The following is a 22,485-nucleotide window of genomic DNA, read 5'->3' as shown; positions in this document are numbered from 1 at the left end:
CCCGCGGAAGGTTCCGGCCAGCGGCGGGCCCGAGCCCGCCCCCGCACCTGAGAGAATGAAGCCATGGCTTCTGATCGTCCTCGCGCGCTCTCCGGCATCCAGCCCACCTCCGGCTCGTTCCACCTCGGGAACTACCTCGGAGCCATCCGCCAGTACGTCGCCCTACAGGAGACGCACGACGCCTTCTACATGGTCGTCGACCTGCACGCGATCACCATGCCGCAGGATCCGAAGGAACTGCGCGCGAACACCCGCCTCTCCGCTGCGCAGCTCCTCGCCGCCGGCCTGGACCCCGAGCGCTGCACGCTCTTCATCCAGAGCCACGTCCCGGAGCACGCGCAGCTCGGCTGGGTCATGAACTGCATCACCGGCTTCGGCGAGGCCAGCCGGATGACCCAGTTCAAGGACAAGTCCGCCAAGCAGGGTGCGAACAACGCCACCGTCGGCCTGTTCACGTACCCGATCCTCCAGGTCGCCGACATCCTCCTCTACCAGGCGAACGCCGTCCCGGTCGGCGAGGACCAGCGCCAGCACATCGAGCTGACCCGCGACCTGGCCGAGCGCTTCAACCAGCGGTTCGGGCAGACCTTCACCCTCCCGGCGGCGCACATCGTCAAGGAGGTCGCGAAGATCTACGACCTCCAGGACCCCTCGATCAAGATGTCGAAGTCCGCGTCCTCCCCCAAGGGCCTGATCAACCTCCTCGACGAGCCCAAGGTCACCGAGAAGAAGATCAAGAGCGCGGTCACCGACACCGAGGCCGAGATCCGCTTCGACACCGCGAACAAGCCCGGCGTCAGCAACCTGCTCACGATCTACTCCACCCTCACGGGCGAGTCGATCCCGGCCCTGGAGGCCCGCTACGAGGGCAAGGGGTACGGCGCGCTGAAGACCGACCTGGCCGGCGTGATGGTCGATTTCGTCACACCCTTCAAGCAGCGCACCCAGGAGTACCTGGACGACCCGGAGACCCTGGACTCCTTGCTGGCCAAGGGCGCGGAGAAGGCCCGGGCGGTCGCCGCCGAGACCCTGGCGCAGGCCTACGACCGGCTCGGGTTCCTGCCCGCGAAGCACTGACGGACCGAGGCCCCTGGCGGCCGAGGGGGTGCTGCCGCCACACTGATGCGGCAGCACCTCGTACACACACGGAGGAGACACACGTGGGGACCGTAACGCTCGGCGTTTCGATCGCGGTCCCGGAGCCGTACGGCCGCCAGCTCCAGGAGCTGCGCGCCGGCTTCGGGGACGCCGCCGCGTACGGCATCCCCACGCACGTCACCCTCGTACCGCCCACCGAGGTGGAGGCGGACCGGCTGCCGGCGATCCGCGCCCACCTGGCGGAGGTCGCGCGGACCTTCCGCGCCTTTCCGATGCGCCTGGAGGGGACGGGAACCTTCCGGCCCCTCTCGCCGGTCGTCTTCGTCCAGCTCGCCGAGGGCACCCCGGGCTGCACCCGCCTCCAGGGCCGGGTCCGCGACCCCGAGGGGCCGCTCGCCCGCGAGCTGGCGTTCCCGTACCACCCGCACGTCACGGTCGCCCACGGGATCTCCGAGGAGGCGATGGACCGGGCCTTCACCGAGCTCGCCGACTACGCCGCCACCTGGATGTGCGAGGGCTTCGCCCTCTACGAGCAGGGCTCGGACGGGGTCTGGCGCAAACTGCGCGAATACCCTTTCGGCGCGGGCACGGCCGGCGTCCCCGCACAGCCGGGACCGGTGGGCAACACGGCGGCGCGGCGCTCCTGACGCAGGAGCCCCAGGACCTGGCGGGCACGGAACCGCAGCCCGCGCAGGACCAGCGTGTGGAACGGGCGGGCCGCGGGGCGGGTCACGGGACGGGCCGTAGGGCGAAAAGTCACAATCGACGACCGTAGTGCCCAAAAGCCGCAATCCCGGCTATTTCCAGCAGCTCATTTACGGTGGCCCCATGGACTGGCTGAAGAAACTCCCGGTGGTCGGGCCGACGGCCTCCGCCCTGATGCGGACCCACGCGTGGCGTTCCTACGAGCGCCTCGAGCGCGTGCACTGGACCCGCCTGGCCGCCGCGATCACCTTCATCAGCTTCCTCGCGCTCTTCCCGCTGATCACGGTGGCCGCCGCCGTCGGCGCCGCCCTGCTCAGCCAGGAGCAGCTGGACAAGCTCCAGCGCAACCTCGCCGAACAGGTCCCCGGCATCTCCGACCAGCTCGACCTCGAGGGGCTCGTCGCCAACGCCGGCACGGTCGGCCTCGTCGCCGGCGCCGTCCTCCTCTTCACCGGCATCGGCTGGGTCGGCTCGATGCGCGACTGCCTGCGTGCCGTCTGGGAGAAGGACGACGAGGACCAGGGCAATCCGTTCCTGCGCAAGGGCAAGGACGCCCTCGTCCTCCTCGGCCTCGGCGGCGCGGGCCTCGGCTCGGCCGCCGCGTCGATCATCGGAGCCAGCGCGGTCGGCAAGTTCGGCGAGCTGCTCGGCATCCCGCGCGAGGGCGCGGGCGGGGCGCTGCTGCGCACCGCGGCCTTCCTCGTCGGCGTCCTGGCGGCCTTCCTGCTCCTCCTCTACGTCCTGTCCCTGCTGCCCGGCGTCGACCCGCCGCGCGGCCGCCTGATCCAGGCGGCGCTGCTGGGCGCGGCGGGCTTCGAGCTGCTGAAGCTGCTGCTCAGCGGCTATATGAGGGAGGTCGCGGGCAAGAGCATGTACGGGGCCTTCGGCGTGCCGATCGCCCTGCTGCTGTGGATCAGCTTCACGGCGCGCCTGCTCCTCTTCTGCGCCGCCTGGACGGCCACCCGCGACGAGGACACGGCCGAGGGGGAGGCGGCCGCCGATCTTACCGAATCCTGACGCCCCCTCCTCCGGACGCCCACAAGTACCCAGTCCCCTCTAGCGTGTTCGTCAGATCCCCGTGTGCGACTGGTCGGCGCGAGCCGTGCCGGATGCCGGTTCGACTCCGACGAACCCGAAATTTCACTAGAAGGCGGAAAAATGACGGTCGAGACGCTTCCCCTCTGCGCTTACCCGGAGTGCACGAACCACCCCGAGGCGCCGACGCCCGGCAACCCCGCGCCCCGCTACTGCGCTCACCCCGACCACAACGCGCTGGGGGCGTTCCGCAAGTTCCGTGCCAAGCGGCAGCAGCGCAAGGACGAGAAGCGCCAGGCGGCCGAAGCCAAGAAGGCGGCCAAGGCGGCGGACGCCGCCATGGAGACCGCGATGGAGGGCAAGGACGCCTCCGGCGCCCGCGACGACCTCGTGGCGCTCATCTCCCGGCTGGCCACGGAGCTGCCCGGCTACATCGAGGAACTGGCCATCATCACGGACTCGGCCGCCGCCGAGGCGCGCATCGATACGGTGACCAGGGCGGCGGCCCAGCGGACCCTGGACGCCGAGCAGCGCACCGCGCTGGCGGAGGAGGCCGCGGACATGGCCGTCGCCCAACTGGACGAGGCCGAGCAGCGGTTCGAGGCGCAGGCGGAGAAGATCCGCCAGGAGGCCGCGAGGCAGGTGGCCGACGTCGAGTTCGTGCGCGCCGAGCTGGAGCGCTACCGCGAGCGGGTCGCCCAGCTGGAGGAGCGTCTCGACAAGGTGCGCGAGGAGGCGGACGCGGCCCGCCGGGAGCGCAGCGAGCTCGCGCGGCAGGCCGAGCAGCACCAGTGCGCGGTGTGACGACCGGCTGCCTCGCGGCGAGCGGACCCCGGCTCGCCGCGAGGCCTGCCGCCAGGCCCTAGCTGCCGGCGCCGGGGCCCCGGCGGCCGCGCGGCCAGCGGCGGTTCACCACGAAGGCCCCGCCCGCCAGGACGGCCATCGCCCCGCCCGCGATGCCGAGCGCCGTGCCGAGCCCGCTGCTGCCGGAGGCGCCGCCGCCCGCCGACGGCCCGTCCTTCTCGTGCGACTTGGCGGGGGAGCCGAGCGGGGAGGTGTCCGCGCTCTTCGGCGGCACCAGCTCGCCCACCGGCTTGACCTTCCCGGCCGCCGCGAAACCCCAGTCGAAGAGCTCGGCGGTCTCCTCGTAGACCGAGTTCGCCCCGCCGTCGTCCGGGTTCATCACCGTCACCAGCAGTTTCTTGTCCCCGCGCTGGGCCGCGCCGGTGAAGGTGGAGCCGGCCATGGTGGTGTTGCCGTTCTTCACCCCGGCGATGCCCTTGTACGGGGGGATGCCGCCCGCGCCGGTCATCAGCCGGTTGGTGTTCTGGATCTCGAAGTACTCGCGGGGCCTCCCCGCCTCCTGCCTGCCGGGGAACTTCGCCTCGGCCGTGCCGCAGTACTCCCGGAAGTCCTGCTTCTGCAGCCCGGAGCGGGCGACGAGGGTGAGGTCGTACGCGCTCGACACCTGCTCGGGGGCGTCGTAGCCGTCCGGGGACACCACGTGCGTGTCGAGGGCCTGGAGCTCCTCGGCGTGCGCCTGCATGTCCTTGACGGTCTTGTCGACCCCGCCGTTCATGGCCGAAAGGACGTGCACCGCGTCGTTCCCGGAGCGCAGGAACACGCCGAGCCACAGGTCGTGGACGCTGTACTCCTGGTCCTCCTTCACCCCCACCAGGCTGCTGCCGGCGCCGACGCCGTCGATCTCCTGCTCGGACACCCTGTGCACCTGGTCCTTGGGGAGGCTGGGCAGGACCGTGTCGGCGAACAGCATCTTCATGGTGGAGGCCGGGGGCAGCCGCCAGTGGGCGTTGTGCGCCGCGAGGACCTCGCCGGTCTCGGCGTCCGCCACGATCCAGGAGCGGCCGCTGAGATCGGCCGGCAGGGCGGGCGCGCCGGGCAGCGGGTTCACCTGGGTTCCGGGCTGCCCGAGGCGGGCGCCGCCGACCGTGGACATCGAGGCGGGCGGTGCGGGGGCGTTCGGTGCCTTCGGGGGCTGCCCCTTCCCGTCGGCCGGCGGGGGCGGGGTCGGCGCGGCGCTCGCGGGGACCACGAGCATCGCTGGAACCAGCAGCGCGGCGGAAAGGACCGTCAGCGCGGTCTTCTTGGCAGACACGCAGGTGAACGTACATCCCGATGGACTGCCGGACGTCCGGGACCGGCCAACCGGGCCCAACCACCCCCGGGACGGCCCACCCCGGCGCGTCCGTCCTGGGGACGAATCCGATACTGGGGACATGAAACTCAGCCGCACCGCCTCCTGGTTCCTGCTCTGCTTCGGAGTGTGGAGCTGGTTCATCTGGGTGTCCTTCGTCCGGAACCTGTGGAAGAACGGCAGTGGCCTGGCTTTCGACGAGGCCGGGGACCCTACGGCCTACTTCTGGGTCCACCTTCTCCTGGCGGTGTCGTCCTTTCTCCTGGGGACGGCCGTTGGTGTGATCGGGTTGCGTAGTGTCCGGGCTCTGCGGCGGGAATCACGATGACCGTATTTGTGGCGATTGTTGCTGTGGTGGCGGTACTGGCGCTGCTGGCGCTGGTCCACCGGTGGCTGTGGGTCCGGCTGGTCCGTGACACGACCCGCGCGGGCGGGCCGGTGCGGCGGGCGGGCACCGTCCTGGCCTTCGCGCTCCCGCTGCTGGCACTGGCCGCGCTGACCGCCGGCCGGGCGGGTGCCCCGTTCTGGCTCCAGCAGCTGGTTTCGTGGCCGGGGTACATGTGGCTCGCGGTGCTGCTGTACCTGACCCTGGCCATGGTGGTGGCGGAGCCGGTCCGCCGCCTCTGGCTCCGCCGGCTTCCCGCGCCCCGGGCTCCTCGGGAGCCGGAGGAGCTGGAGGAGCTGGAAGCCGCGGCCCCTGCGGCCCCGGGCCCCGCTCCTCAAGGGCCGGACGGGCTGGAATTCGCCGTCCCCGCAGGTGGCGGTGCGGGTGCGGAGCCCCGGCTGCGGGAAGGGGCGGGTGGGGGAGCGGGCCCGCAGGGCCCCGCCCCGCAGGACGGCGGAGTCAGCCGGCGGGTGTTCGTCGCGCGCACGCTCGGCGGGGCGGCCGTGGCCGCGGCCGGGCTGACCGTCGGGACCGGTACCTACGGAGTGCTCCGCGGTCCGCGCGTCAAGCGGGTCCAGGTCCCCCTCGCCCGGCTGCCCCGCGCGGCGCACGGGTTCCGGATCGCCGTCGTCAGCGACGTCCACCTCGGCCCGGTCCTGGGCCGCGCCCACACCCGGCGCATCGTCGACACCGTCAACCGCACTCAGCCCGACCTCATCGCCATCGTCGGCGACCTCGTGGACGGCGACGTCCACGACCTCGGCCCCGCCGCCGAGCCCCTGCGCGAGCTCCGCGCCCGCCTCGGCAGCTACTTCGTCACCGGCAACCACGAGTACTTCTCCGGCGCCCAGCAGTGGGTCGACCACGTCCGCGAACTCGGCCTCACCCCGCTGGAGAACGCCCGCCGCGAGCTGCCGCACTTCGACCTCGCCGGGGTCAACGACATCCAGGGGGAGAGCGAGGGCCACGGCCCCGACTTCCAGGCGGCCCTGGGGGACCGCGACCGCTCGCGCGCCTCCGTACTCCTCGCCCACCAGCCCATCGTGATCGACGACGCCGTCCGCCACGGCGTGGACCTCCAGCTCTCCGGCCACACCCACGGCGGCCAGCTGTGGCCCGGCAAGTACCTGGCCGAGCTGGCGAATCCGACCGTCGCGGGCCTGGAGCGGTACGGGGACACCCAGCTCTACGTGTCCCGGGGCGCGGGCGCCTGGGGCCCGCCGGTCCGGGTCGGCGCGCCGTCCGACATCACCGTCGTCGAACTGGCCTCGTACCAGGCCTGACCGGCGGGCCGGCGCGGCGCGACCGAGGTCACCCGCCCGCCCGGACTGTGTCCCCGTGGGCCAGCAGCAGGGTGCGCAGCGCCTCGGCGACCACGGAGGCGGTGTCCGGGTCCAGCGGGGCGAGCAGCCGCGCGTAGTGCCTGAGGTGCTCCTCCATGACGGCCCCGCTCACCGCGAGGCCCTGCTCCGTCAGGCGGATCCGCACCGAGCGGCGGTCGACCTCGTCGCGGACCCGCTCGACCAGGCCCTTGGCCTCCAGCCGGTCGATCCGGTTGGTGATCGCGCCCGAGGTGACCATGGCGGCCGGGATCAGGGCGCCGGCGGTCAGCGCGTACGGCGGGCCTGACCGGCGCAGGCTGGCCAGTACGTCGAACTCGCCGACCTCCAGGCCGCGTTCGGCCATGAAGGCCTTGAGCTGCTTGTCGATGATCCGGGTCATCCGCTGGATCCGGGCCAGTACCTCGACGGGCCGCAGTGCCTCCGTGAGGTCGGGGCGCTCCGCCTCCCACTGGCCGATGAACGTGGCCACCGTGTCCTTTTCCATGCCCTTTTCCATGCCCTCAGGATACCTCAACGTTAAGACACTTGACGTTGAAGCACTCCGGGTGATTTTATCTCAACGTTGAGATTGTCAAGGTTGAGAAGTGAAGGGGAGCGGGCCGTCCATGACCGTCACCACCAGCGCCACCACCGCCACCACGATCAACGGCAGCGGCTCCGGCAGGGCCGCCGCCACCCCGCAGCGCGGGCCCGTCCCCGTCCTGTGGCTCGCCCTGCTGGCCACCCCCATCGCCGCCGGGGCCAACGCGCCGGTGCTGATCCTCCCCGACATGGCCGGCTCCCTCGGCGTCACCACCGCCGGCGCCGCCTGGCTCCTCACCGGCTTCGGCTGGGCCATCGCCGTCGGCACCCCGCTGCTCGCCGGACTCCTGCGCCGCCGGGGCCTCGCCGCGGTGCTGCGCCTCGCCACCGTGCTGGTCCTGGCCGGCACCCTGCTGGTGGCCGCCTCCCCCTGGCTCCCGCTCACCCTGCTCGGCCGCTGCGCCCAGGCCGCCGGCGGCGCCGGGCTGGTGGCGGCCGCGATCAGCCTCGCCGGAACCGCCCGCCGCATGGGCGTCATCAGCGCGGGCTTCGGCATGCTCGGCGCGGCCGGACCCCTGCTCGGCCGGGCCCTCGCGGACGGCGCCTCCTGGCGGATCGCGCTCGCCGTCCAGGCCGTCTCCCTGCTGGCCGTGCCCGCCGTCATCCGCCGCGCCGGCGCGGGAACCCCGCCCGCCCCCGGCCGCTTCGACGGCCGCGGCGCCGCCCTGCTGACCGCGCTCGCCACCGCCCTGGTCCTGCTGCCGACCGCGCCGCTCGCCGCCCTCGCCGGGGCCCTGGTCGCCGCGGTGCTGCTCACCGGGCACGTACGCCGGCGCCCCGACGGGTTCGTGCCCGCCGCGCTGCTGCGCCGGCCCGGGTTCGTGGTCTCGTCGCTGCTCGCGCTGGCCCTGTCGGCCTCCTACTTCACCCTGCTCTTCTCGGTGCCCCGGCTGCTCGCCGACCGCGCCGGATGGGACACCGCCTCCGCCGGGACCGGGCAGCTGGTCGCCCTGCTCGCCGGGTCCGCGCTGTCCTGGCTGCTCGCCGCCGCCTCGACCCGCATGAGCCGCACGGTGGTCCGTACCGTCCTCGTCGGGACCGGCGCCCTCGCCGCGCTCGCCGGGCTCCTGGCCACCTCGGGCCCGCTGCTGCTGGCGGCCACCGCGGCGGGTGTGTTCACCGCCGGCGCCGCCAACGCCATCCTGTCCACCCACGCCGTGGCCGACGCCCCCGATGAGGCCCAGCGGCCCAGCGCCATCGGCCTGTTCACCCTCTGCTACCAGCTCGGCGGCGCCTTCGGCCCGGCCGTCGCCGCCCTGCTGGTCCTGGGCTGAGCGGCGCGGGAGCCGCTCACTCCTCGCCGGGGGCCGGGTCCGGGTCCGAGGCCCGCTTGCCGGCGCGCGAGGCCGCCGTCTGGGCCATGCCCGGCAGGAAGTCCGCGAACAGCTCGTGCACTTCGCGCACCAGCGGCCGCAGCACCCGGAAGCGGGCCAGCACGATGCCCCGCGTGGTCAGTTGCGCACCGCGCTCGGCGAGCCGCCGCGTCTTCTCGCTGTTCGGCGAGCGGTCGAAGACCCAGTACAGGACCAGGCCCATCTGCGAGAGCCACATCAGCTCCGGCAGTACGTCCGCCAGTTCGGCCGGGACCTTGGTCTTCGCCCCGGCCAGCACCTCGCGGTGGATGTCGATGGCCGCCTTGCGCGCCGGCTCCGATTCCACCGAGAAGGGGCTGAGCGGGCTCTCCGGGTCCGCCGCGTTCTTGAAGAACTGCGAGGCGAACTCGTGGTACGGCTCGGCGATGTCCATCCAGGTCGTCAGTACACCGGCGAGCCGCTTCTGGAGATCGGTCTCCTGGTCCAGGATCGGCCGGACCGCCGCCTGATGGGCGGCGCCGATCCGGTCGTAGAAGCCCTGGACCAGGTGTTCCTTCGACTCGAAGTAGTAGTACGCGTTGCCGACCGAGACCCCTGCCTCCTTGGCGATGCCCCGCATGGTCGTCTTGTCGAACCCGCGCTCCTGGAAGAGCCGGAGCGCGGTTTCGAGGATGAGCGTGCGGGTCTGCTCGCTCTTGGGCGCCTTCTGATCTGTCACGGTGTCCGACCTTATCGGGGTGCCGCGCACTGCTCGTCACAGGCCGGTTCTCCGGGCTCCGCTTCGGAACCGGTACGGACCGCGTGCCGGACGGCGGCGGCCGTGTACATGGCCGCCCTGGCGAAGGGCCGACCGGCCGGTGTGGCCAGCCAGTTGGCCTTCGGCCGGTGCTCGGCCAGTGCCCACAGGCACACGATGAAGGCGTCCGTCCCGGTCCACACCTGCCCCCGGTCGCCGATCACGGTGATCTCGCGGAGGGTGGCCGTGTGGTCCAGCCGCGGGAACCGCTGCCGGGCCTGGAAGGAGGCGGCCGGCACCATCACCAGCCGCACCAGCTGGCGCTGTCCGAGCAGCCAGTGGCGGATGTGCACGCACACCGGGCAGTCCGCGTCGTAGAGGACGGTCAGGTACCGGGTGGCCTGCGCCGTCGGCGCCACCGGTCAGGCCCCGGCCGGCGCGGTCCACCCCTGCGGGGCGACCGGCGGGGTCTGCTGACGCTCCATGATCCCGCGCCGGCGCATCTTGTTGAGCACCCACACGTTGCCGAGGTGCATGACGCCGAGGACCAGCAGGACGACGCCGAGCTTGACCGACAGCGCCTCGAAGAGCCCGCGGGCCTCGAGGATCGTCTCGCCCGAGCGGAGGTAGAGGGTCACGAAGCCGATGTTCACGAGGTAGAAGCCGACCACCAGGAGGTGGTTGACGGCGTCCGCGAGCTTCTCGTTCCCCTGGAGGACGTCGGCGATGAAGACCCGGCCGTTACGGGTGAGCGTGCGGGCCACCCAGATCGTGAGCCCGATGCTGATGAGCAGGTAGATGACGTACGCGACCACGGTGAGGTCCATTGCCCTCAGCCCCCTTGAACGTGTTCAACTGCTGACGTCCCTGACTGTAGACCTTCTTTTGAACATGTTCAAGCGTTCTGGTGGCGAACCGGCTCGGCGCCCGGGTACGCGTGAGGCCCCGCCCTCGGAGCAGGTCCGGGGGCGGGGCCTCACGTGCGGCGCCTCAGGTGCGGCGCGGGAAGGTCAGAAGCGGCGCGTGATGAGGGCGCGCTTGACTTCCTGGATCGCCTTCGTGACCTCGATGCCACGCGGGCACGCGTCGGTGCAGTTGAAGGTCGTGCGGCAGCGCCACACGCCGTCCTTGTCGTTCAGGATCTCCAGCCGCTGCTCGCCGGCCTCGTCGCGCGAGTCGAAGATGAAGCGGTGGGCGTTGACGATCGCCGCCGGGCCGAAGTACTGGCCGTCGTTCCAGAACACCGGGCACGAGGACGTGCACGCGGCGCACAGGATGCACTTGGTGGTGTCGTCGAAGCGCTCGCGGTCCTCGGCGGACTGCAGGCGCTCACGCGTCGGCTCGTTGCCCTTGGTGACGAGGAACGGCATGACGTCGCGGTACGCCTGGAAGAAGGGCTCCATGTCGACGACAAGGTCCTTCATCACCGTGAGGCCCTTGATGGCCTCGACGGTGATCGGCTTCTCCGGGTTGATGTCCTTGATCAGCGTCTTGCAGGCGAGCCTGTTCTTGCCGTTGATCCGCATCGCGTCGGAGCCGCAGATGCCGTGCGCGCAGGAGCGGCGGAAGGTCAGCGTGCCGTCGAGGTCCCACTTGATCTTGTGGAGGCCGTCGAGCACGCGCTCCTTCGGGTCGATCTCGACCTGGAAGTCCTGCCAGGTCGACTCGTCCGAGATCTCCGGGTTGAAGCGGCGGATCCGGAACGTGACCGTGATGAAGGGGGAAGCCGCGGCCGCGGCCTCCATCTCGTCCGTCTTGGACAGGGTGGGGGTACCCATCAGTACTTACGCTCCATCGGCTGGTAGCGGGTGACGACGACGGGCTTGTAGTCCAGCCGGACGGAATCCTTGCCGTCGGCGCCGACCTCGCGGTACGCCATGGTGTGGCGCATGAAGTTGACGTCGTCGCGGTTCGGGTAGTCCTCGCGGTAGTGACCGCCGCGGGACTCCTTGCGCGCCAGCGCGGACACGGCCATGACCTCGGCCAGGTCGAGCAGGTTGCCCAGCTCGATGGCCTCCAGCAGGTCCGTGTTGAAGCGCTTGCCCTTGTCCTGGACGGACACGTTCTTGTAGCGCTCGCGCAGCTCCGCGATCTTCTCGACCGCGGTCTTGATGGTCTGCTCCGTGCGGAACACCATCACGCACGCGTCCATCGTCTCCTGGAGCTCCAGGCGCAGGTCGGCGACCCGCTCCTTGCCCGTGGAGTTGCGCAGGTGCTCGACGAGGTCGGCGACCTGCTGCGCCGGGTTCTCCGGCAGCTCGACGTAGTCGTTCTCGGCCGAGTACTTCGCCGCCGCGATGCCCGAGCGCTTGCCGAAGACGTTGATGTCCAGCAGCGAGTTGGTGCCCAGGCGGTTCGCGCCGTGCACCGACACGCACGCGACCTCGCCGGCCGCGTACAGGCCCGGGACGACGGTGGTGTTGTCCATGAGGACCTCACCCTCGACGTTCGTCGGGATGCCGCCCATGGCGTAGTGCGCGGTGGGCTGGATCGGGATCGGGTCCGTGTACGGCTCGATGCCCAGGTAGGTGCGCGCGAACTCGGTGATGTCCGGGAGCTTCGCGTCGAGCTGCTCCGGCGGCAGGTGCGTCAGGTCCAGGTACACGTGGTCGCCGGCGGGACCGCAGCCGCGGCCCTCGCGGATCTCCGTGTAGATGGAGCGCGAGACGACGTCACGGGACGCGAGGTCCTTCATGACCGGCGCGTACTTCTCCATGAAGCGCTCGCCGTCCTTGTTGCGGAGGATGCCGCCCTCACCACGGGCGCCCTCCGTCAGCAGGATGCCCATGCGCCAGATGCCCGTCGGGTGGAACTGGAAGAACTCCATGTCCTCCAGCGGCAGGCCGCGGCGGTAGCAGGCCGCCTGGCCGTCACCCGTGAGGGTGTGCGCGTTGGAGGTCACCTTGAAGAACTTGCCGGTGCCGCCGGAGGCGTAGATGACCGCCTTGGCCTGGAACACGTGGATCTCGCCGGTGGCGAGCTCGTACGCGACCACGCCGGCCGACTTCTTGACGCCGTCGACCTCGACCAGCAGCTGGTCCAGGACGTAGAACTCGTTGAAGAACTCCACGCCCTCCTTGACGCAGTTCTGGTACAGCGTCTGGAGGATCATGTGGCCGGTGCGGTCCGCGGCGTAGCAGGACCGGCGGACCGGCGCCTCGCCGTGGTTGCGGGAGTGACCGCCGAAGCGGCGCTGGTCGATGGTGCCGTCCGGGGTGCGGTTGAACGGCAGGCCCATCTTCTCGAGGTCGAGGACCGCGTCGATGGCCTCCTTCGCCAGGATCTCGGCGGCGTCCTGGTCGACCAGGTAGTCACCGCCCTTGACCGTGTCGAAGGTGTGCCACTCCCAGTTGTCGTCCTCCACGTTGGCCAGCGCGGCGGCCATGCCGCCCTGCGCGGCGCCCGTGTGGGAGCGGGTGGGGTAGAGCTTCGTCAGCACGGCGGTGCGGCTGCGCTTCGTCGACTCGATGGCGGCGCGCATGCCCGCGCCGCCCGCGCCGACGATGACGGTGTCGTACTTGTGGATCTTCATTTGGTTCGCCTCAGCCCCGTTGCCTAGCGGATGTTCGGGTCGAAGGTGAAGATCACCAGCGTGCCCAGAAGGATGGTGAACACCGTGGCGGTGTAGAGCAGGCCCTTCAGCCACAGCCGCGTGTTGGCGCGCTCCGCGTAGTCGTTGATGACGGTACGCAGACCGTTGGCGCCGTGCAGCATGGCCAGCCACAGCATCAGCAGGTCCCAGACCTGCCAGAACGGGGACGCCCAGCGGCCGGCCACGAAGGCGAAGCCGATCTTGGAGACGCCGCCGTCCAGCACCAGCTGGATGAGGAGGTGGCCGATGACCAGGACCACCAGCACGATGCCCGAGAGGCGCATGAAGAGCCACGCGGCCATCTCGAAGTTGCCGCGGGTCGAGCGCGGGGTCTTGCCCGTGCGCTTGCGCGGGGCCTCGATGTACGGCGCCGGGTTGTCGGTGTCGTAGAGGGAAACGCCCTCCACGTCGCCGATCGCCTTGGCGGAAGAAGTGTCAGAAGACATGCGTGTCACTTCCCGAACAGTTCGAGGTAGGCGTGGCCCAGAACGGGGTACAGGGCCCCGCCCATCAGGACGACCCAGATCACCACGACCGACCAGAGCATCTTCTTCTGGTGGCGGGGGCCCTGGGACCAGAAGTCCACGGCGATGACACGGAGACCGTTGAGCGCGTGGAACAGGATGGCGGCGACGAGGCCGTACTCCAGCAGCGCGACGATCGGAGTCTTGTAGGTAGCCACCACGTCGTCGTACGCCTCGGGGGAGACGCGGACGAGAGCGGTGTCGAGGACGTGTACGAACAGGAAGAAGAAAATGAGGACGCCGGTGACTCGATGAGCCACCCAGGACCACATTCCTTCCCGGCCGCGGTACAACGTTCCAGCCGGCACGGAAAACCCTCCGGAAGCGGGGCGGGGGCCAGCCGGCTTCTTTGTCGGTCGGGCCCGGCCGGGTACGGTCCACCGGCCCCGGACATCGTAGCGACGCTTTGTCGGTTCCCTCGCCCGGGGTCCGCTGGTGTGATCAAACAGGCACGTACGGGCTATCCCACCGGGGCAAATAGCCCGGAATCCGCCGCAGGCAGGCCGTCGTCGGGGTCCGGACGGTGCGCACCGGCGAGTCGGTCCAGCAGCCGGACCATACGGGAGCGGGCCACCAGACGCAGTTCGTCGGCGGCGATGGAGCGCTCCTCGTCGATCTCGTGAGCCATCCTCCGGCGGATCGCGGCCAGCAGCTGGTCCACCTGCTCCTCCGGCGGATGCCCGTCCAGGCAGATCACGAAGGCGTGCCCGAAGGTCCGCTCGTACTCCGCCCGGGCCGCGCCGAGGGCGAGGAGCGCCGCGTACGGGGCCCCGTGGCCCAGTTCCGCCGAGGACTCCCTGGCCAGCGCCTCGGAGAGGTCGCCCTGGGAGAGGTCGTACGAGGCCTCGTCGCCCGCCGCCAGCAGGGAAGCGGTGTCCGGGTAGGGGCGGTGGGCGGCCACCCGGTGGGCCCAGCGCCCGCTGCCGCAGCAGTGCAGCAGGGCGGCCCGGGCGGTCTCGGGCGGCAGGGAGTTGAAGCGCGCCAGTCCGACGCCGGGGGCGGAGGCCGGGCCGCGGACCTGTGCCGGAAGGTGGCTGGACAGCGGAGTTCTCCTCGGGGCGTGGCGCGGGTGTACCGCCACGCTAGCGATCTCGGAGGGGCGGCGCCGTGCCCGTGCGGGGATTTCACCCGGAAGTGAGCCGAAAGGATGAGCCCGGGCAGTTTTGACCCGGCTGAAGAGGGGAGGACGACCGAGGCCGCCACCCCCCACAGGAGAGGCCCCGGTCGCCATCCGTCACGGGCTCGTGCGACAAGCCCGTATCCATGTCAGCGCCCCGAGTGCGTTTTCTGTCACACCCCGCTCCGCGCAGGCTTGGTTGCTGGTTGTACAACTCGTGGACGAGAGGTGCGTGAAAGCCGTAACGTGCGGATTTGCGCCACACGTACAGGACGTTGAACGGGTTGGGGACTTTGCTGGGGGACGACGCGGAGCTGACCGCCGCGGTGCTCGCGGCACAGGACGGCGACGAAAGAGCGTTCCGGACTGTGTACCGCGCCGTGCACCCACGGCTGCTCGGATACGTCCGGACGCTCGTCGGTGACGGCGACGCCGAAGACGTGACCTCCGAGGCCTGGCTGCAGATCGCCCGCGACCTCGACTCCTTCACCGGAGACGCCGACCGCTTCCGCGGCTGGGCCGCGCGCATCGCCCGCAACCGGGCCCTCGACCACATCCGCATGCGCGGCCGCCGCCCCGCCATCGGCGGGGACGAGACCGAGCTGACCGGGCGCGCCTCCGACTGCGACACCGCGGGCGAGGCCATGGAGGCCCTGTCCACCGGCCGCACCATGGCCCTGATCGCGCAGCTCCCGCAGGACCAGGCCGAGGCCGTCGTCCTGCGGGTGGTCGTCGGCCTGGACGCGAAGAGCGCCGCCGAGACGCTCGGCAAGCGCCCCGGAGCCGTCCGCACGGCCGCCCACCGCGGGCTGAAGAAGCTCGCGGAACTGCTGACCGCGGAGTTCGGGAGCGCCGGCCCCGGGGGCGGCCAGGAAATCGAAGCGGAACCCCGCGCCCGGGTCGGCCATAATGCCGGGGACCAGGCTCGGGAGCGCGATCTCGACGCGGTACCCGCGCAGCGCGCGCGGACCGCGAACCTGGTGGAGCAAACCGGTGTGACGCATTCACGTTGGCGGACGCAGAAGGACATGTGATGGCCGACGAGCACAACGCGTGGCTGGACAGGGCCACGGCGGACGAGCTGCTGCGCGGAGGAGTCCCCGGCCCGGACGGACCCGGCGCCGACCCGCGCGCCCGGGCCGAGGCCGCCCGCCTGCGGGCGGCCCTCGACGCCCTGGCCCCGCCCCGCCCCACCGGGGCGGAACTGCCCGGCGAGGAAGCCGCCCTGGCCGCCTTCCGCGCGGCCCGCGCCAAGGCGCCCGCGACGGCTGCCGCGGCGGGCTTCGGCGCGCCCGCGGCCGGCGGCGCCCACGAACCCCTGGTCGACCTGGCCCCCGTACCGGCCGTACGGATCCCCGCGCAGCGGCGCCCCGCACGGCCGCCCGGTTCGGGCTGGCGGCCGCGCTGGCCGGCGTCGCCGTCGGCGGGATCGCGGCCGCGGCCGGCAGCGGCCTGCTGGACCGCGCCGCGCACCTGACGGCGGGCCCCGCCCCGGCCGTCTCGGTCAGCGCCGACTCGGACCCGGCGCCCGCCGGGGACACCGCCGGCCCCACCCTCGTTCCGCAGCTGCGGCCCACCCCGCAGTTCGGCGGGGACGGCTCCTCGCCCAGCCCGGGCGCCTCGCGGATGCCGGGTACGGAGACCCGTACGATCCCCGGGACCGTCCCCAGCCTGTCGCTGCCGCCCGGCACGGCCACCACGGGCACCGGAGCCGGCACGGGCCAGGACGGCGCCCGCGACAAGTTCACCGACAACGCCGGCGGCAGCACCGCCGGCGGCAGGGACCAGGGCGCGACGGAGAAGCCCAGCCCCGAGGAACTGTGCCGGGACAACAAGGCGAAGAAGCTCGGCGACGAAAACCGCGAGTACCTCTCCAAGCTCGCGGGCGGGGCCGCCAAGGTCCAGCGCTTCTGCGCGACCCTGCTGGACGGAGCCACCCGGGGCGGCCTCCCGCAGGGCAGCCCCGTCGACCAGGGCAGCGCCCCGCTCCCGTCGACGTCCCCGCTCTCGGGCGGCGCGCTCGGCTTCCGCACCCGCTGACACGGGGGCAGTAACACTTTTCGAACCGCCGGCGCAGTACGTATCGAGCCGACTGGTCATCGGCCGCGCACGAGCCGGGGTTCCCCCCGTACCCCTGGGCTCGGCGCAACCGGCGCGGGCGGGGCACGTTCCCCCGGCCCTGCCCGCGCCCTCACTCCTCTACGACCCGCTCACCAGTAGACGACGACCTTGTCGCCCACCTTCACCTGGTCGAACAGCGCCGACAGCTTCCCCTTGTCCCGGACGTTCACGCACCCGTGCGAGGCGCCGGAGTAGCCGCGGGCGGCGAAGTCGGACGAGTAGTGCACGGCCTGGCCCTCGCTGAAGAACATCGAGTACGGCATCGACGTGTGGTAGATCGTCGACGTCCACTCCCGGGCCTTCCACTCCACCTTGAACAGGCCCTCACGGGTCGGCGTGTTCTCCGAGCCGAAGCGCACGTCCATCGTGGAGACGACCTTGCCGTCGATCATCCAGGCGAGGGTGCGGCTCTCCTTGCTGATGCACATCACCCGGCCCTGCATGCAGCGCGGGTCCGGGGCGTCCACCTCGTTGGTGGTCGGCGGGCGCAGCTCCTCGTCCGTCGGCTTGCGGCTCAGGCCCTGCAGCTTCTGCCAGGTCGCCTCGTCCACCGCACCGGTCGCTCCCAGCCCGTGCTGCGACTGGAAGGTCTTGACCGCGGCGGTCGTCTTCGAGCCGTAGAAGCCGGTGGGCGCCGTGGACACCAGCTTGAGCTGGCGCAGCCGGGCCTGGAGTTCACGGACCTGGTCGTTCTCGTCGCCGTTGGCCATGAGCGGCTTGGGCCCGGGGGCGGCGGACTCCGAGGGCGAGGACGAGGGGGACTGCGAGGGCGGGGCGGAGGGCGAGGGCGAGCCCGGCTTGTCGTCCTTCGCGGACGGGGAGGCCGCGGGGGAGCTGCCCGCCGGAGGCGAGGAGGGCGACGCCGGCCCGGCGCCGGCGTTCTGGGGGCCGCAGGCGGTCGCGGCGAGCGCGACGGCCGCGGCCAGGCCGAGCGTGCGGATGACGGCTCTCTGTCGGTGCATGGCGGGTCCCCCGAATTCAACGTCGTGTATCTAGGTGATGCCTGACGGGCGTGGACAGTTGCGGACGAACCCGCGATGTTGCCCCATTGTGACCAGCGGCCCGGCTCCACGGACACGGAGGTTCACGTCATGGCCCGTTCCACGGCACGAACCGAGAGCGGAATCCCCATCGAACCGGTCTACGGGCCGGGCGCCCTGACGGGCTGGGACCCGGAGGTGAGCCTCGGGAGACCGGGGGAGTACCCCTTCACCCGGGGGATCTACCCCAGCATGTACACCGGACGGCCGTGGACCATGCGCCAGTACGCCGGCTTCGGTACGGCCGCCGAGTCCAACGTCCGCTACCGGGCGCTCATCGAGGGCGGCGGGACCGGCCTGTCCGTGGCCTTCGACCTGCCCACCCAGATGGGGCACGACTCCGACGCCCCGCTCGCGCACGGGGAGGTCGGCAAGGTCGGCGTCGCGGTCGACTCGGTCGAGGACATGCGGGTGCTCTTCGACGGCATCCCCCTCGACCGGGTCTCCACCTCGATGACCATCAACGCCCCCGCCGCCCTGCTGCTCCTGATGTACCAGCTGGTCGCGGAGGAACAGGGCATCACGGGCGGTCAGCTGACGGGGACCGTGCAGAACGATGTCCTGAAGGAGTACATCGCGCGCGGGACGTACATCTTCCCGCCCGGCCCCTCCCTGCGGCTGACGGCCGACACCTTCCGCTACTGCCGCGACGAGATCCCCCGGTGGAACACCATCTCCGTCTCCGGCTACCACATGGCCGAGGCCGGGGCCTCGCCCGTGCAGGAGATCGCCTTCACCCTCGCCGACGCGATCGCGTACGTCCGTACCGCGCTCGCGGCCGGGATGGCGGTCGACGAGTTCGCCCCCCGGCTGTCCTTCTTCTTCGTCGCCCGCACCACCCTGCTGGAGGAGGTGGCCAAGTTCCGGGCGGCCCGGCGGATCTGGGCCCGGGTGATGCGCGAGGAGTTCGGCGCGCGGGACCCGAAGTCGCTGATGCTGCGCTTCCACACCCAGACGGCCGGGGTGCAGCTGACGGCGCAGCAGCCCGAGCTGAACCTCGTACGCGTGGGCGTGCAGGCACTGGCCGCCGTGCTGGGCGGCACCCAGTCGCTGCACACCAACTCCTTCGACGAGGCCATCGCGCTGCCGACGGAGAAGGCGGCCCGCCTCGCGCTGCGCACCCAGCAGGTGCTGGCGTACGAGACGGACGTGCCGCACACGGTGGACCCCTTCGCCGGGTCGTACGCGGTGGAGCGGATGACGGACGAGGTGGAGGCGGCGGCGCTCGCGCTGATGCGGCGGATCGAGGAGCTGGGCGGGGCGGTCGCGGCGATCGAGGCCGGCTACCAGAAGGAGGAGATCGAGGCGAACGCCTACCGGATCGCGCGGGAGCAGGAGGCCGGGGAGCGGATCGTGGTCGGCGTCAACCGTTTCGCGCTGGAGCGGGAGGAGCCGTACGAGCCGCTGCGGGTCGACCCGGCGATCGAGGCCCGGCAGTGCGCCGCTCTGGAGCGGCTCCGGGCCGGGCGGGACGGGCATGCCGTGGCCGGGGCGCTGGCCGAGCTGCGGGAGACGGCGGCCGGGACCGAGGACAACGTCCTGTACCCGATCAAGGAGGCGCTGCGGGCGAGGGCCACGGTGGGGGAGGTGTGCGGGGTGCTGCGGGAGGTCTGGGGGACCTATGAGCCGTCCGGCCACTGAAAACGACTGGCGTGACAGGTGTGTCCCCATGCGACACTCCTGCGCATGCTGGGTGTGACAGATCTTCCTACTTATTTCGCCGCCGTCGTACTGATCGTGCTGCTGCCGGGGCCGAACTCGCTCTACGTGCTCTCCGTCGCCTCACGGCGTGGGATCAAGGAGGGCTACCGGGCCGCCTGCGGGGTGTTCACCGGGGACACCGTGCTGATGGTGCTCGCGGCGGTCGGCGCGGGCGCGCTGCTCCAGGCCAGCCCGGTGCTGTTCACCGTGGTCAAGGTGCTCGGCGCCGGCTACCTGGGGTGGCTGGCCGTCGGCATGATGCGGGCCGCCTGGGGCATGTGGCGCACCCGCGCGGTCAGGCAGGAGGAGCAGGCCGCCGGGGAGGAGACGGCCGGCGCGGCCGAGCGGCCGTACCGGCGGGCGCTGCTGGTCAGCCTGCTCAACCCGAAGGCCATCCTCTTCCTGCTGTCCTTCTTCGTGCAGTTCGTCGACCCCGGCTACGCCTACCCGGCGCTCTCGTTCCTGCTGCTCGGGACCGTCGGCCAGCTGGTCAGCTTCCTCTACCTGTCCACCCTGATATTCGCCGGCACCCGGCTGTCCGCCGCCTTCCGCCGCCGCAAGCGGCTGTCGGCCGGGGCGACCTCGGCGGCGGGCGTGATCTTCCTCGGCTTCGCCGCCAAGCTCGCCGTCAGCTGACCCGGCGCAGCCGTTTGCGCAGCCGGTGCACCGTCCGGCGCACGGCCGGGCTCCTGGGCAGGAACGACAGCTGCGCGGGGATCCCGCCGGGCAGGCCCAGCGTGGTCAGCCGGCGCCGGCCGAAGTAGCGCCGGGTCTGCGGGGTCAGGTTCCGCGCGAGGTAGGCCTCGGCCTCCGCGCGGCGGCCGGCCAGGATCCGGGGCTGCATGGTGAAGCCCACCGCCGCGACCAGGCCGGCCAGATCGGCCGGGGGGTCCTGCGGCGGCCCGAGCAGGTCCGGGACCAGGGCGTCCACCAGGGTCAGCGGGATCCGGTTGCTGTTCTGGTACGGGGCCAGGCGGGCCAGCAGCGCCGCCGTCCCAGTGCGCGCCACCGGGATCCCGTACAGCGCCCGCGCCGTCAGCAGCCCCGTCGAGAAGCAGCCCACCACCAGCGCCGGGCGCAGCCGCTGGTACAGGGTCTCGGCCGGTACCGGGGCCGCCAGCACCGTCAGGCGCGCCCCGAGCCGGTCGGCCTCGGCCTGTGCCCGCCGCCAGTACGCCGCCGGGGCGCTCGGATGCGGTTTGAACACCAGCTCCCGGTGGCCCCACTCGCAGGCCCCGCGCACCATGTCGGCGTGCAGTTCCTCCTCCTCGTCGGAGGACATCAGGTCCAGCGCCGACAGGTACTGGCCCAGCAGCAGGGCGGGCGCCTCCTCCTCGAGCTCCTCGCCGCCGGGCCCTGCGGGGAGTTCCGCCTGTTCGGCCAGCTCCGCCAGGACCTTCAGCACGGCCGGCGCCGGGACCAGCTCCCCCCGCACCCCGAACTCCGTCAGCAGCAGGGGCTCCAGCCCCGGGACCAGGTCCAGGTGGAGCACCCGCCGCACCCGCATGCCGATCTGCGGGTCGAGCCGGAAGCGGGTGGGCCCGTACGACATCAGCCCGTCGGCGTAGACATCGACCGCCGCCCCAGGGAACAGCCGGCAAAGGCTCTGCGCGGGCGGCACCTGGAGGGACTCCACGACCAGTTCGACCCGGTCCTCGCCGAGTCCCCACAGCCGGCGCAGCTGCCGCTCCCACATCGGGACGTCCTCCGGGCGCGGGGCCCAGGTGCTGGGGTGCTGGGGGGCGATGACATCGTTCCAGTCGAGCACCTCGTCGAAGCGGGTCCGCAGCGCGCCGAAGCCCGGCATGGCCTCGAGCCCGGGGGTGATCTCGGGGGTGAGGGAGTGGTTGCTGGTCAGCAGGATCCGGCGGGCGGCGGGCGGGAGGCTGCCCGCGTCGAGGGCGGCGGCGAGGGTGGTCGCCCCGTAGAGGGTGGAGGCGAGGAAGATCTGGGTGACGTTCACGCGGCGGCGCCGGAAGGGGTGCGGCGCCGCAGCCTGCGCAGCAGGGCGGAGCGTTCGGCGTCCATCGAGTCGAGGACCTGGTCCAGCACCGGCCCGGGCATGCGGCCGAGGGCGGCCGCGCTCTTCGAGCGGAGTTTTTTCGCCACGGCCGGTTCGAACCTTTCGATGGAGCCGATATGGTGCGCGATAATCGCGCAATATGTTCGGACGGCCTTGGGGATCAACAGTTCGGATTCCGGGTCGGCCATCGTGTCCGTCAGGACTTGATCAAATGCTCGAATGAAATCGAGCTGACGCTCGTCCCCGATCTGCGTCAACGAGGTGGAAATGCCCCGCCGGTAGAAGACCCCGGGCAGCCCCACCGCCGCGAAGGAGCCGGCCTCGCGGTGCAGCCGCCAGATCCACGGCCGGTCCTCCGCCGTCCGCAGCCCGTCGGTGAAGTGCAGCAGCCCCCGGTCCAGCAGCCGCCGGTGGTACATCCCCGCCCAGGCGTACGGATAGTCCACCGCCGTGGCCCGCGAGACCGGCAGGATCCCGGCGCGCGGATCGCCCACCACCGCCTCGGGCCCGTACGGCACCCGCTGCACGGTCCGCGCCCGGCCCGTCACCTGGACGTGGTCGGTGCGTACGAAATCGCAGCTCAGCGCCTCGATGGCGGCCAGAGTGCGGGCGAGGTGGCCCGGCGCCAGCCAGTCGTCGCCGTCCAGGAAGGCGATGTACTCCCCGCGCGCCGCGTCCAGCCCGGTGTTGCGGGCGGTGGCCAGCCCGCCGTTGCGGTCCCGTCTGAGGTGCACCGCCCCCGGGAGCCCGCCGGCGGCCGCGCGTTCCAGCAGCCCCGGCGTCCCGTCCGTGGAGCGGTCGTCGACGAGCAGGAACTCGAAGTCCTCGCGGGCGTTGAGTTCGAGACTCTTCAGGGCATCCGGTGCGTACGTCTGCACGTTGTAGAACGGCACGACAACAGAGAGCTTGAGCACCCGCGAGACATTAGGGCGTACCCCGGCATTCACCATGGCCCGGATGCGGATTCCATGTGAACGACGCGGGGCGGGCGCGTTAACCCGGACGCTTTCGCATT

At 71.8% G+C, this 22,485-nt stretch carries 25 protein-coding genes; 12 read left to right on the top strand and 13 right to left on the bottom strand.

The window, feature by feature from the left end; all coding sequences use genetic code 11:
* Positions 1–63 precede the first annotated feature (63 nt).
* From trpS to OOK34_RS07730, 4 genes are all read left to right on the top strand, one after another.
* Positions 64–1,077 (top strand): tryptophan--tRNA ligase, encoded by a 1,014-nt coding sequence (gene trpS / locus OOK34_RS07745; RefSeq protein WP_267033134.1) that lies wholly within the window; start codon positions 64–66, stop codon positions 1,075–1,077.
* Between the two features lie 83 nt (positions 1,078–1,160).
* Positions 1,161–1,745 carry a 2'-5' RNA ligase family protein gene (locus OOK34_RS07740; RefSeq protein ID WP_267033133.1) on the top strand — a complete coding sequence of 195 codons (585 nt, stop codon included), beginning with the start codon at positions 1,161–1,163 and terminating at the stop codon, positions 1,743–1,745.
* A gap of 181 nt (positions 1,746–1,926) precedes the next feature.
* On the top strand, positions 1,927–2,820 hold the full coding sequence (locus OOK34_RS07735; protein ID WP_267033132.1) for a YihY/virulence factor BrkB family protein: 894 nt from the start codon (positions 1,927–1,929) through the stop codon (positions 2,818–2,820).
* 141 nt (positions 2,821–2,961) lie between these two features.
* A complete protein-coding gene (locus OOK34_RS07730; protein ID WP_267033131.1) occupies positions 2,962–3,642 on the top strand; it encodes a hypothetical protein in 681 nt (226 codons plus the stop codon).
* 58 nt (positions 3,643–3,700) lie between these two features.
* On the opposite strand, the gene OOK34_RS07725 is transcribed toward OOK34_RS07730, so the two are convergent.
* Complete coding sequence (locus OOK34_RS07725) at positions 3,701–4,954, bottom strand: D-alanyl-D-alanine carboxypeptidase family protein (RefSeq protein ID WP_267033130.1); 1,254 nt, start codon at positions 4,952–4,954, stop codon at positions 3,701–3,703.
* Positions 4,955–5,075: 121 nt separating this feature from the next.
* Here OOK34_RS07725 and OOK34_RS07720 point away from each other — a divergent pair, with 121 nt between their 5' ends.
* Positions 5,076–5,321, top strand: a complete 246-nt coding sequence (locus tag OOK34_RS07720) for an SCO4848 family membrane protein (RefSeq protein ID WP_267033129.1) — start codon at positions 5,076–5,078, stop codon at positions 5,319–5,321.
* A complete protein-coding gene (locus OOK34_RS07715) occupies positions 5,318–6,661 on the top strand; it encodes a metallophosphoesterase (RefSeq protein WP_267033128.1) in 1,344 nt (447 codons plus the stop codon). The genes OOK34_RS07720 and OOK34_RS07715 overlap by 4 nt, the downstream gene beginning before the upstream one ends.
* A 28-nt stretch (positions 6,662–6,689) precedes the next feature.
* On the opposite strand, the gene OOK34_RS07710 is transcribed toward OOK34_RS07715, so the two are convergent.
* Positions 6,690–7,217 carry a MarR family winged helix-turn-helix transcriptional regulator gene (locus tag OOK34_RS07710; protein WP_267033127.1) on the bottom strand — a complete coding sequence of 176 codons (528 nt, stop codon included), beginning with the start codon at positions 7,215–7,217 and terminating at the stop codon, positions 6,690–6,692.
* A 109-nt stretch (positions 7,218–7,326) separates the two neighbouring features.
* Here OOK34_RS07710 and OOK34_RS07705 point away from each other — a divergent pair, with 109 nt between their 5' ends.
* A complete protein-coding gene (locus OOK34_RS07705; RefSeq protein WP_267033126.1) occupies positions 7,327–8,577 on the top strand; it encodes an MFS transporter in 1,251 nt (416 codons plus the stop codon).
* A gap of 16 nt (positions 8,578–8,593) precedes the next feature.
* Here OOK34_RS07705 and OOK34_RS07700 read toward each other — a convergent pair whose 3' ends face one another.
* From OOK34_RS07700 to OOK34_RS07665, 8 genes are all read right to left on the bottom strand, one after another.
* On the bottom strand, positions 8,594–9,334 hold the full coding sequence (locus OOK34_RS07700; protein ID WP_267033125.1) for a TetR/AcrR family transcriptional regulator: 741 nt from the start codon (positions 9,332–9,334) through the stop codon (positions 8,594–8,596).
* 11 nt (positions 9,335–9,345) lie between these two features.
* Positions 9,346–9,771: a thiol-disulfide oxidoreductase DCC family protein gene (locus tag OOK34_RS07695; protein ID WP_267033124.1), complete on the bottom strand. Its 426-nt coding sequence runs from the start codon at positions 9,769–9,771 to the stop codon at positions 9,346–9,348.
* 3 nt (positions 9,772–9,774) lie between these two features.
* Positions 9,775–10,179 (bottom strand): hypothetical protein, encoded by a 405-nt coding sequence (locus tag OOK34_RS07690; protein WP_267033123.1) that lies wholly within the window; start codon positions 10,177–10,179, stop codon positions 9,775–9,777.
* Positions 10,180–10,362: 183 nt separating this feature from the next.
* Positions 10,363–11,130, bottom strand: coding sequence for a succinate dehydrogenase iron-sulfur subunit (locus OOK34_RS07685; protein WP_267033122.1), 768 nt, complete (start codon positions 11,128–11,130; stop codon positions 10,363–10,365).
* A complete protein-coding gene (gene sdhA / locus OOK34_RS07680; protein ID WP_267033121.1) occupies positions 11,130–12,884 on the bottom strand; it encodes a succinate dehydrogenase flavoprotein subunit in 1,755 nt (584 codons plus the stop codon). The genes OOK34_RS07685 and sdhA overlap by 1 nt, the downstream gene beginning before the upstream one ends.
* Positions 12,885–12,907: 23 nt before the next feature.
* Positions 12,908–13,390: a succinate dehydrogenase hydrophobic membrane anchor subunit gene (locus OOK34_RS07675; protein WP_267033120.1), complete on the bottom strand. Its 483-nt coding sequence runs from the start codon at positions 13,388–13,390 to the stop codon at positions 12,908–12,910.
* A 5-nt stretch (positions 13,391–13,395) separates the two neighbouring features.
* The gene (gene sdhC, locus OOK34_RS07670; protein ID WP_267033119.1) at positions 13,396–13,776 is read right to left on the bottom strand and encodes a succinate dehydrogenase, cytochrome b556 subunit; all 381 of its coding nucleotides are present in this window, start codon (positions 13,774–13,776) and stop codon (positions 13,396–13,398) included.
* A gap of 152 nt (positions 13,777–13,928) precedes the next feature.
* Positions 13,929–14,549: a 2-oxo-4-hydroxy-4-carboxy-5-ureidoimidazoline decarboxylase gene (locus tag OOK34_RS07665; protein ID WP_267033118.1), complete on the bottom strand. Its 621-nt coding sequence runs from the start codon at positions 14,547–14,549 to the stop codon at positions 13,929–13,931.
* Between the two features lie 329 nt (positions 14,550–14,878).
* On the opposite strand from OOK34_RS07665, the gene OOK34_RS07660 reads away from it, so the two are divergent.
* The 3 genes from OOK34_RS07660 to OOK34_RS07650 all read left to right on the top strand — a co-directional run bounded on the left by OOK34_RS07660 (position 14,879) and on the right by OOK34_RS07650 (position 16,625).
* On the top strand, positions 14,879–15,619 hold the full coding sequence (locus tag OOK34_RS07660; RefSeq protein ID WP_267036664.1) for an RNA polymerase sigma factor: 741 nt from the start codon (positions 14,879–14,881) through the stop codon (positions 15,617–15,619).
* Positions 15,619–16,062, top strand: coding sequence for a hypothetical protein (locus tag OOK34_RS07655; RefSeq protein ID WP_267033117.1), 444 nt, complete (start codon positions 15,619–15,621; stop codon positions 16,060–16,062). Before OOK34_RS07660 ends, OOK34_RS07655 begins: the two co-directional genes overlap by 1 nt.
* A gap of 149 nt (positions 16,063–16,211) precedes the next feature.
* A complete protein-coding gene (locus OOK34_RS07650; protein WP_267033116.1) occupies positions 16,212–16,625 on the top strand; it encodes a hypothetical protein in 414 nt (137 codons plus the stop codon).
* Between the two features lie 170 nt (positions 16,626–16,795).
* On the opposite strand, the gene OOK34_RS07645 is transcribed toward OOK34_RS07650, so the two are convergent.
* On the bottom strand, positions 16,796–17,668 hold the full coding sequence (locus OOK34_RS07645; protein WP_267033115.1) for a L,D-transpeptidase family protein: 873 nt from the start codon (positions 17,666–17,668) through the stop codon (positions 16,796–16,798).
* A 129-nt stretch (positions 17,669–17,797) separates the two neighbouring features.
* On the opposite strand from OOK34_RS07645, the gene OOK34_RS07640 reads away from it, so the two are divergent.
* Positions 17,798–19,387: a methylmalonyl-CoA mutase gene (locus tag OOK34_RS07640; protein ID WP_267033114.1), complete on the top strand. Its 1,590-nt coding sequence runs from the start codon at positions 17,798–17,800 to the stop codon at positions 19,385–19,387.
* Between the two features lie 45 nt (positions 19,388–19,432).
* Positions 19,433–20,083 carry a leucine efflux protein LeuE gene (gene leuE, locus OOK34_RS07635; RefSeq protein WP_267033113.1) on the top strand — a complete coding sequence of 217 codons (651 nt, stop codon included), beginning with the start codon at positions 19,433–19,435 and terminating at the stop codon, positions 20,081–20,083.
* Here leuE and OOK34_RS07630 read toward each other — a convergent pair.
* A complete protein-coding gene (locus OOK34_RS07630; protein ID WP_267033112.1) occupies positions 20,076–21,410 on the bottom strand; it encodes a polysialyltransferase family glycosyltransferase in 1,335 nt (444 codons plus the stop codon). The genes leuE and OOK34_RS07630 overlap by 8 nt on opposite strands.
* Positions 21,407–22,384 (bottom strand): glycosyltransferase family 2 protein, encoded by a 978-nt coding sequence (locus OOK34_RS07625; protein WP_267033111.1) that lies wholly within the window; start codon positions 22,382–22,384, stop codon positions 21,407–21,409. Before OOK34_RS07625 ends, OOK34_RS07630 begins: the two co-directional genes overlap by 4 nt.
* Positions 22,385–22,485: the final 101 nt, after the last annotated feature.

It is taken from the genome of Streptomyces sp. NBC_00091 (assembly GCF_026343185.1).
Classification (GTDB): Bacteria; Actinomycetota; Actinomycetes; order Streptomycetales; family Streptomycetaceae; genus Streptomyces.
Note: the sequence above shows the minus strand (reverse complement) of the source record. Positions and strands in the feature narration are given on the sequence as shown.

What these genes read in the sequence shown, in the direction of transcription:
- OOK34_RS07710 (WP_267033127.1), bottom strand. Translation starts at nt 7,217, where the DNA reads ATGGAAAAGGGCATGGAAAAGGACACGGTGGCCACGTTCATCGGCCAG.
- OOK34_RS07685 (WP_267033122.1), bottom strand. Translation starts at nt 11,130, where the DNA reads ATGGGTACCCCCACCCTGTCCAAGACGGACGAGATGGAGGCCGCGGCC.
- leuE (WP_267033113.1), top strand. Translation starts at nt 19,433, where the DNA reads ATGCTGGGTGTGACAGATCTTCCTACTTATTTCGCCGCCGTCGTACTG.
- trpS (WP_267033134.1), top strand. Translation starts at nt 64, where the DNA reads ATGGCTTCTGATCGTCCTCGCGCGCTCTCCGGCATCCAGCCCACCTCC.
- OOK34_RS07730 (WP_267033131.1), top strand. Translation starts at nt 2,962, where the DNA reads ATGACGGTCGAGACGCTTCCCCTCTGCGCTTACCCGGAGTGCACGAAC.
- OOK34_RS07735 (WP_267033132.1), top strand. Translation starts at nt 1,927, where the DNA reads ATGGACTGGCTGAAGAAACTCCCGGTGGTCGGGCCGACGGCCTCCGCC.
- OOK34_RS07705 (WP_267033126.1), top strand. Translation starts at nt 7,327, where the DNA reads ATGACCGTCACCACCAGCGCCACCACCGCCACCACGATCAACGGCAGC.
- OOK34_RS07645 (WP_267033115.1), bottom strand. Translation starts at nt 17,668, where the DNA reads ATGCACCGACAGAGAGCCGTCATCCGCACGCTCGGCCTGGCCGCGGCC.
- OOK34_RS07655 (WP_267033117.1), top strand. Translation starts at nt 15,619, where the DNA reads ATGGCCGACGAGCACAACGCGTGGCTGGACAGGGCCACGGCGGACGAG.
- OOK34_RS07650 (WP_267033116.1), top strand. Translation starts at nt 16,212, where the DNA reads ATGCCGGGTACGGAGACCCGTACGATCCCCGGGACCGTCCCCAGCCTG.
- OOK34_RS07720 (WP_267033129.1), top strand. Translation starts at nt 5,076, where the DNA reads ATGAAACTCAGCCGCACCGCCTCCTGGTTCCTGCTCTGCTTCGGAGTG.
- sdhA (WP_267033121.1), bottom strand. Translation starts at nt 12,884, where the DNA reads ATGAAGATCCACAAGTACGACACCGTCATCGTCGGCGCGGGCGGCGCG.
- OOK34_RS07640 (WP_267033114.1), top strand. Translation starts at nt 17,798, where the DNA reads ATGGCCCGTTCCACGGCACGAACCGAGAGCGGAATCCCCATCGAACCG.
- OOK34_RS07675 (WP_267033120.1), bottom strand. Translation starts at nt 13,390, where the DNA reads ATGTCTTCTGACACTTCTTCCGCCAAGGCGATCGGCGACGTGGAGGGC.
- OOK34_RS07715 (WP_267033128.1), top strand. Translation starts at nt 5,318, where the DNA reads ATGACCGTATTTGTGGCGATTGTTGCTGTGGTGGCGGTACTGGCGCTG.
- OOK34_RS07690 (WP_267033123.1), bottom strand. Translation starts at nt 10,179, where the DNA reads ATGGACCTCACCGTGGTCGCGTACGTCATCTACCTGCTCATCAGCATC.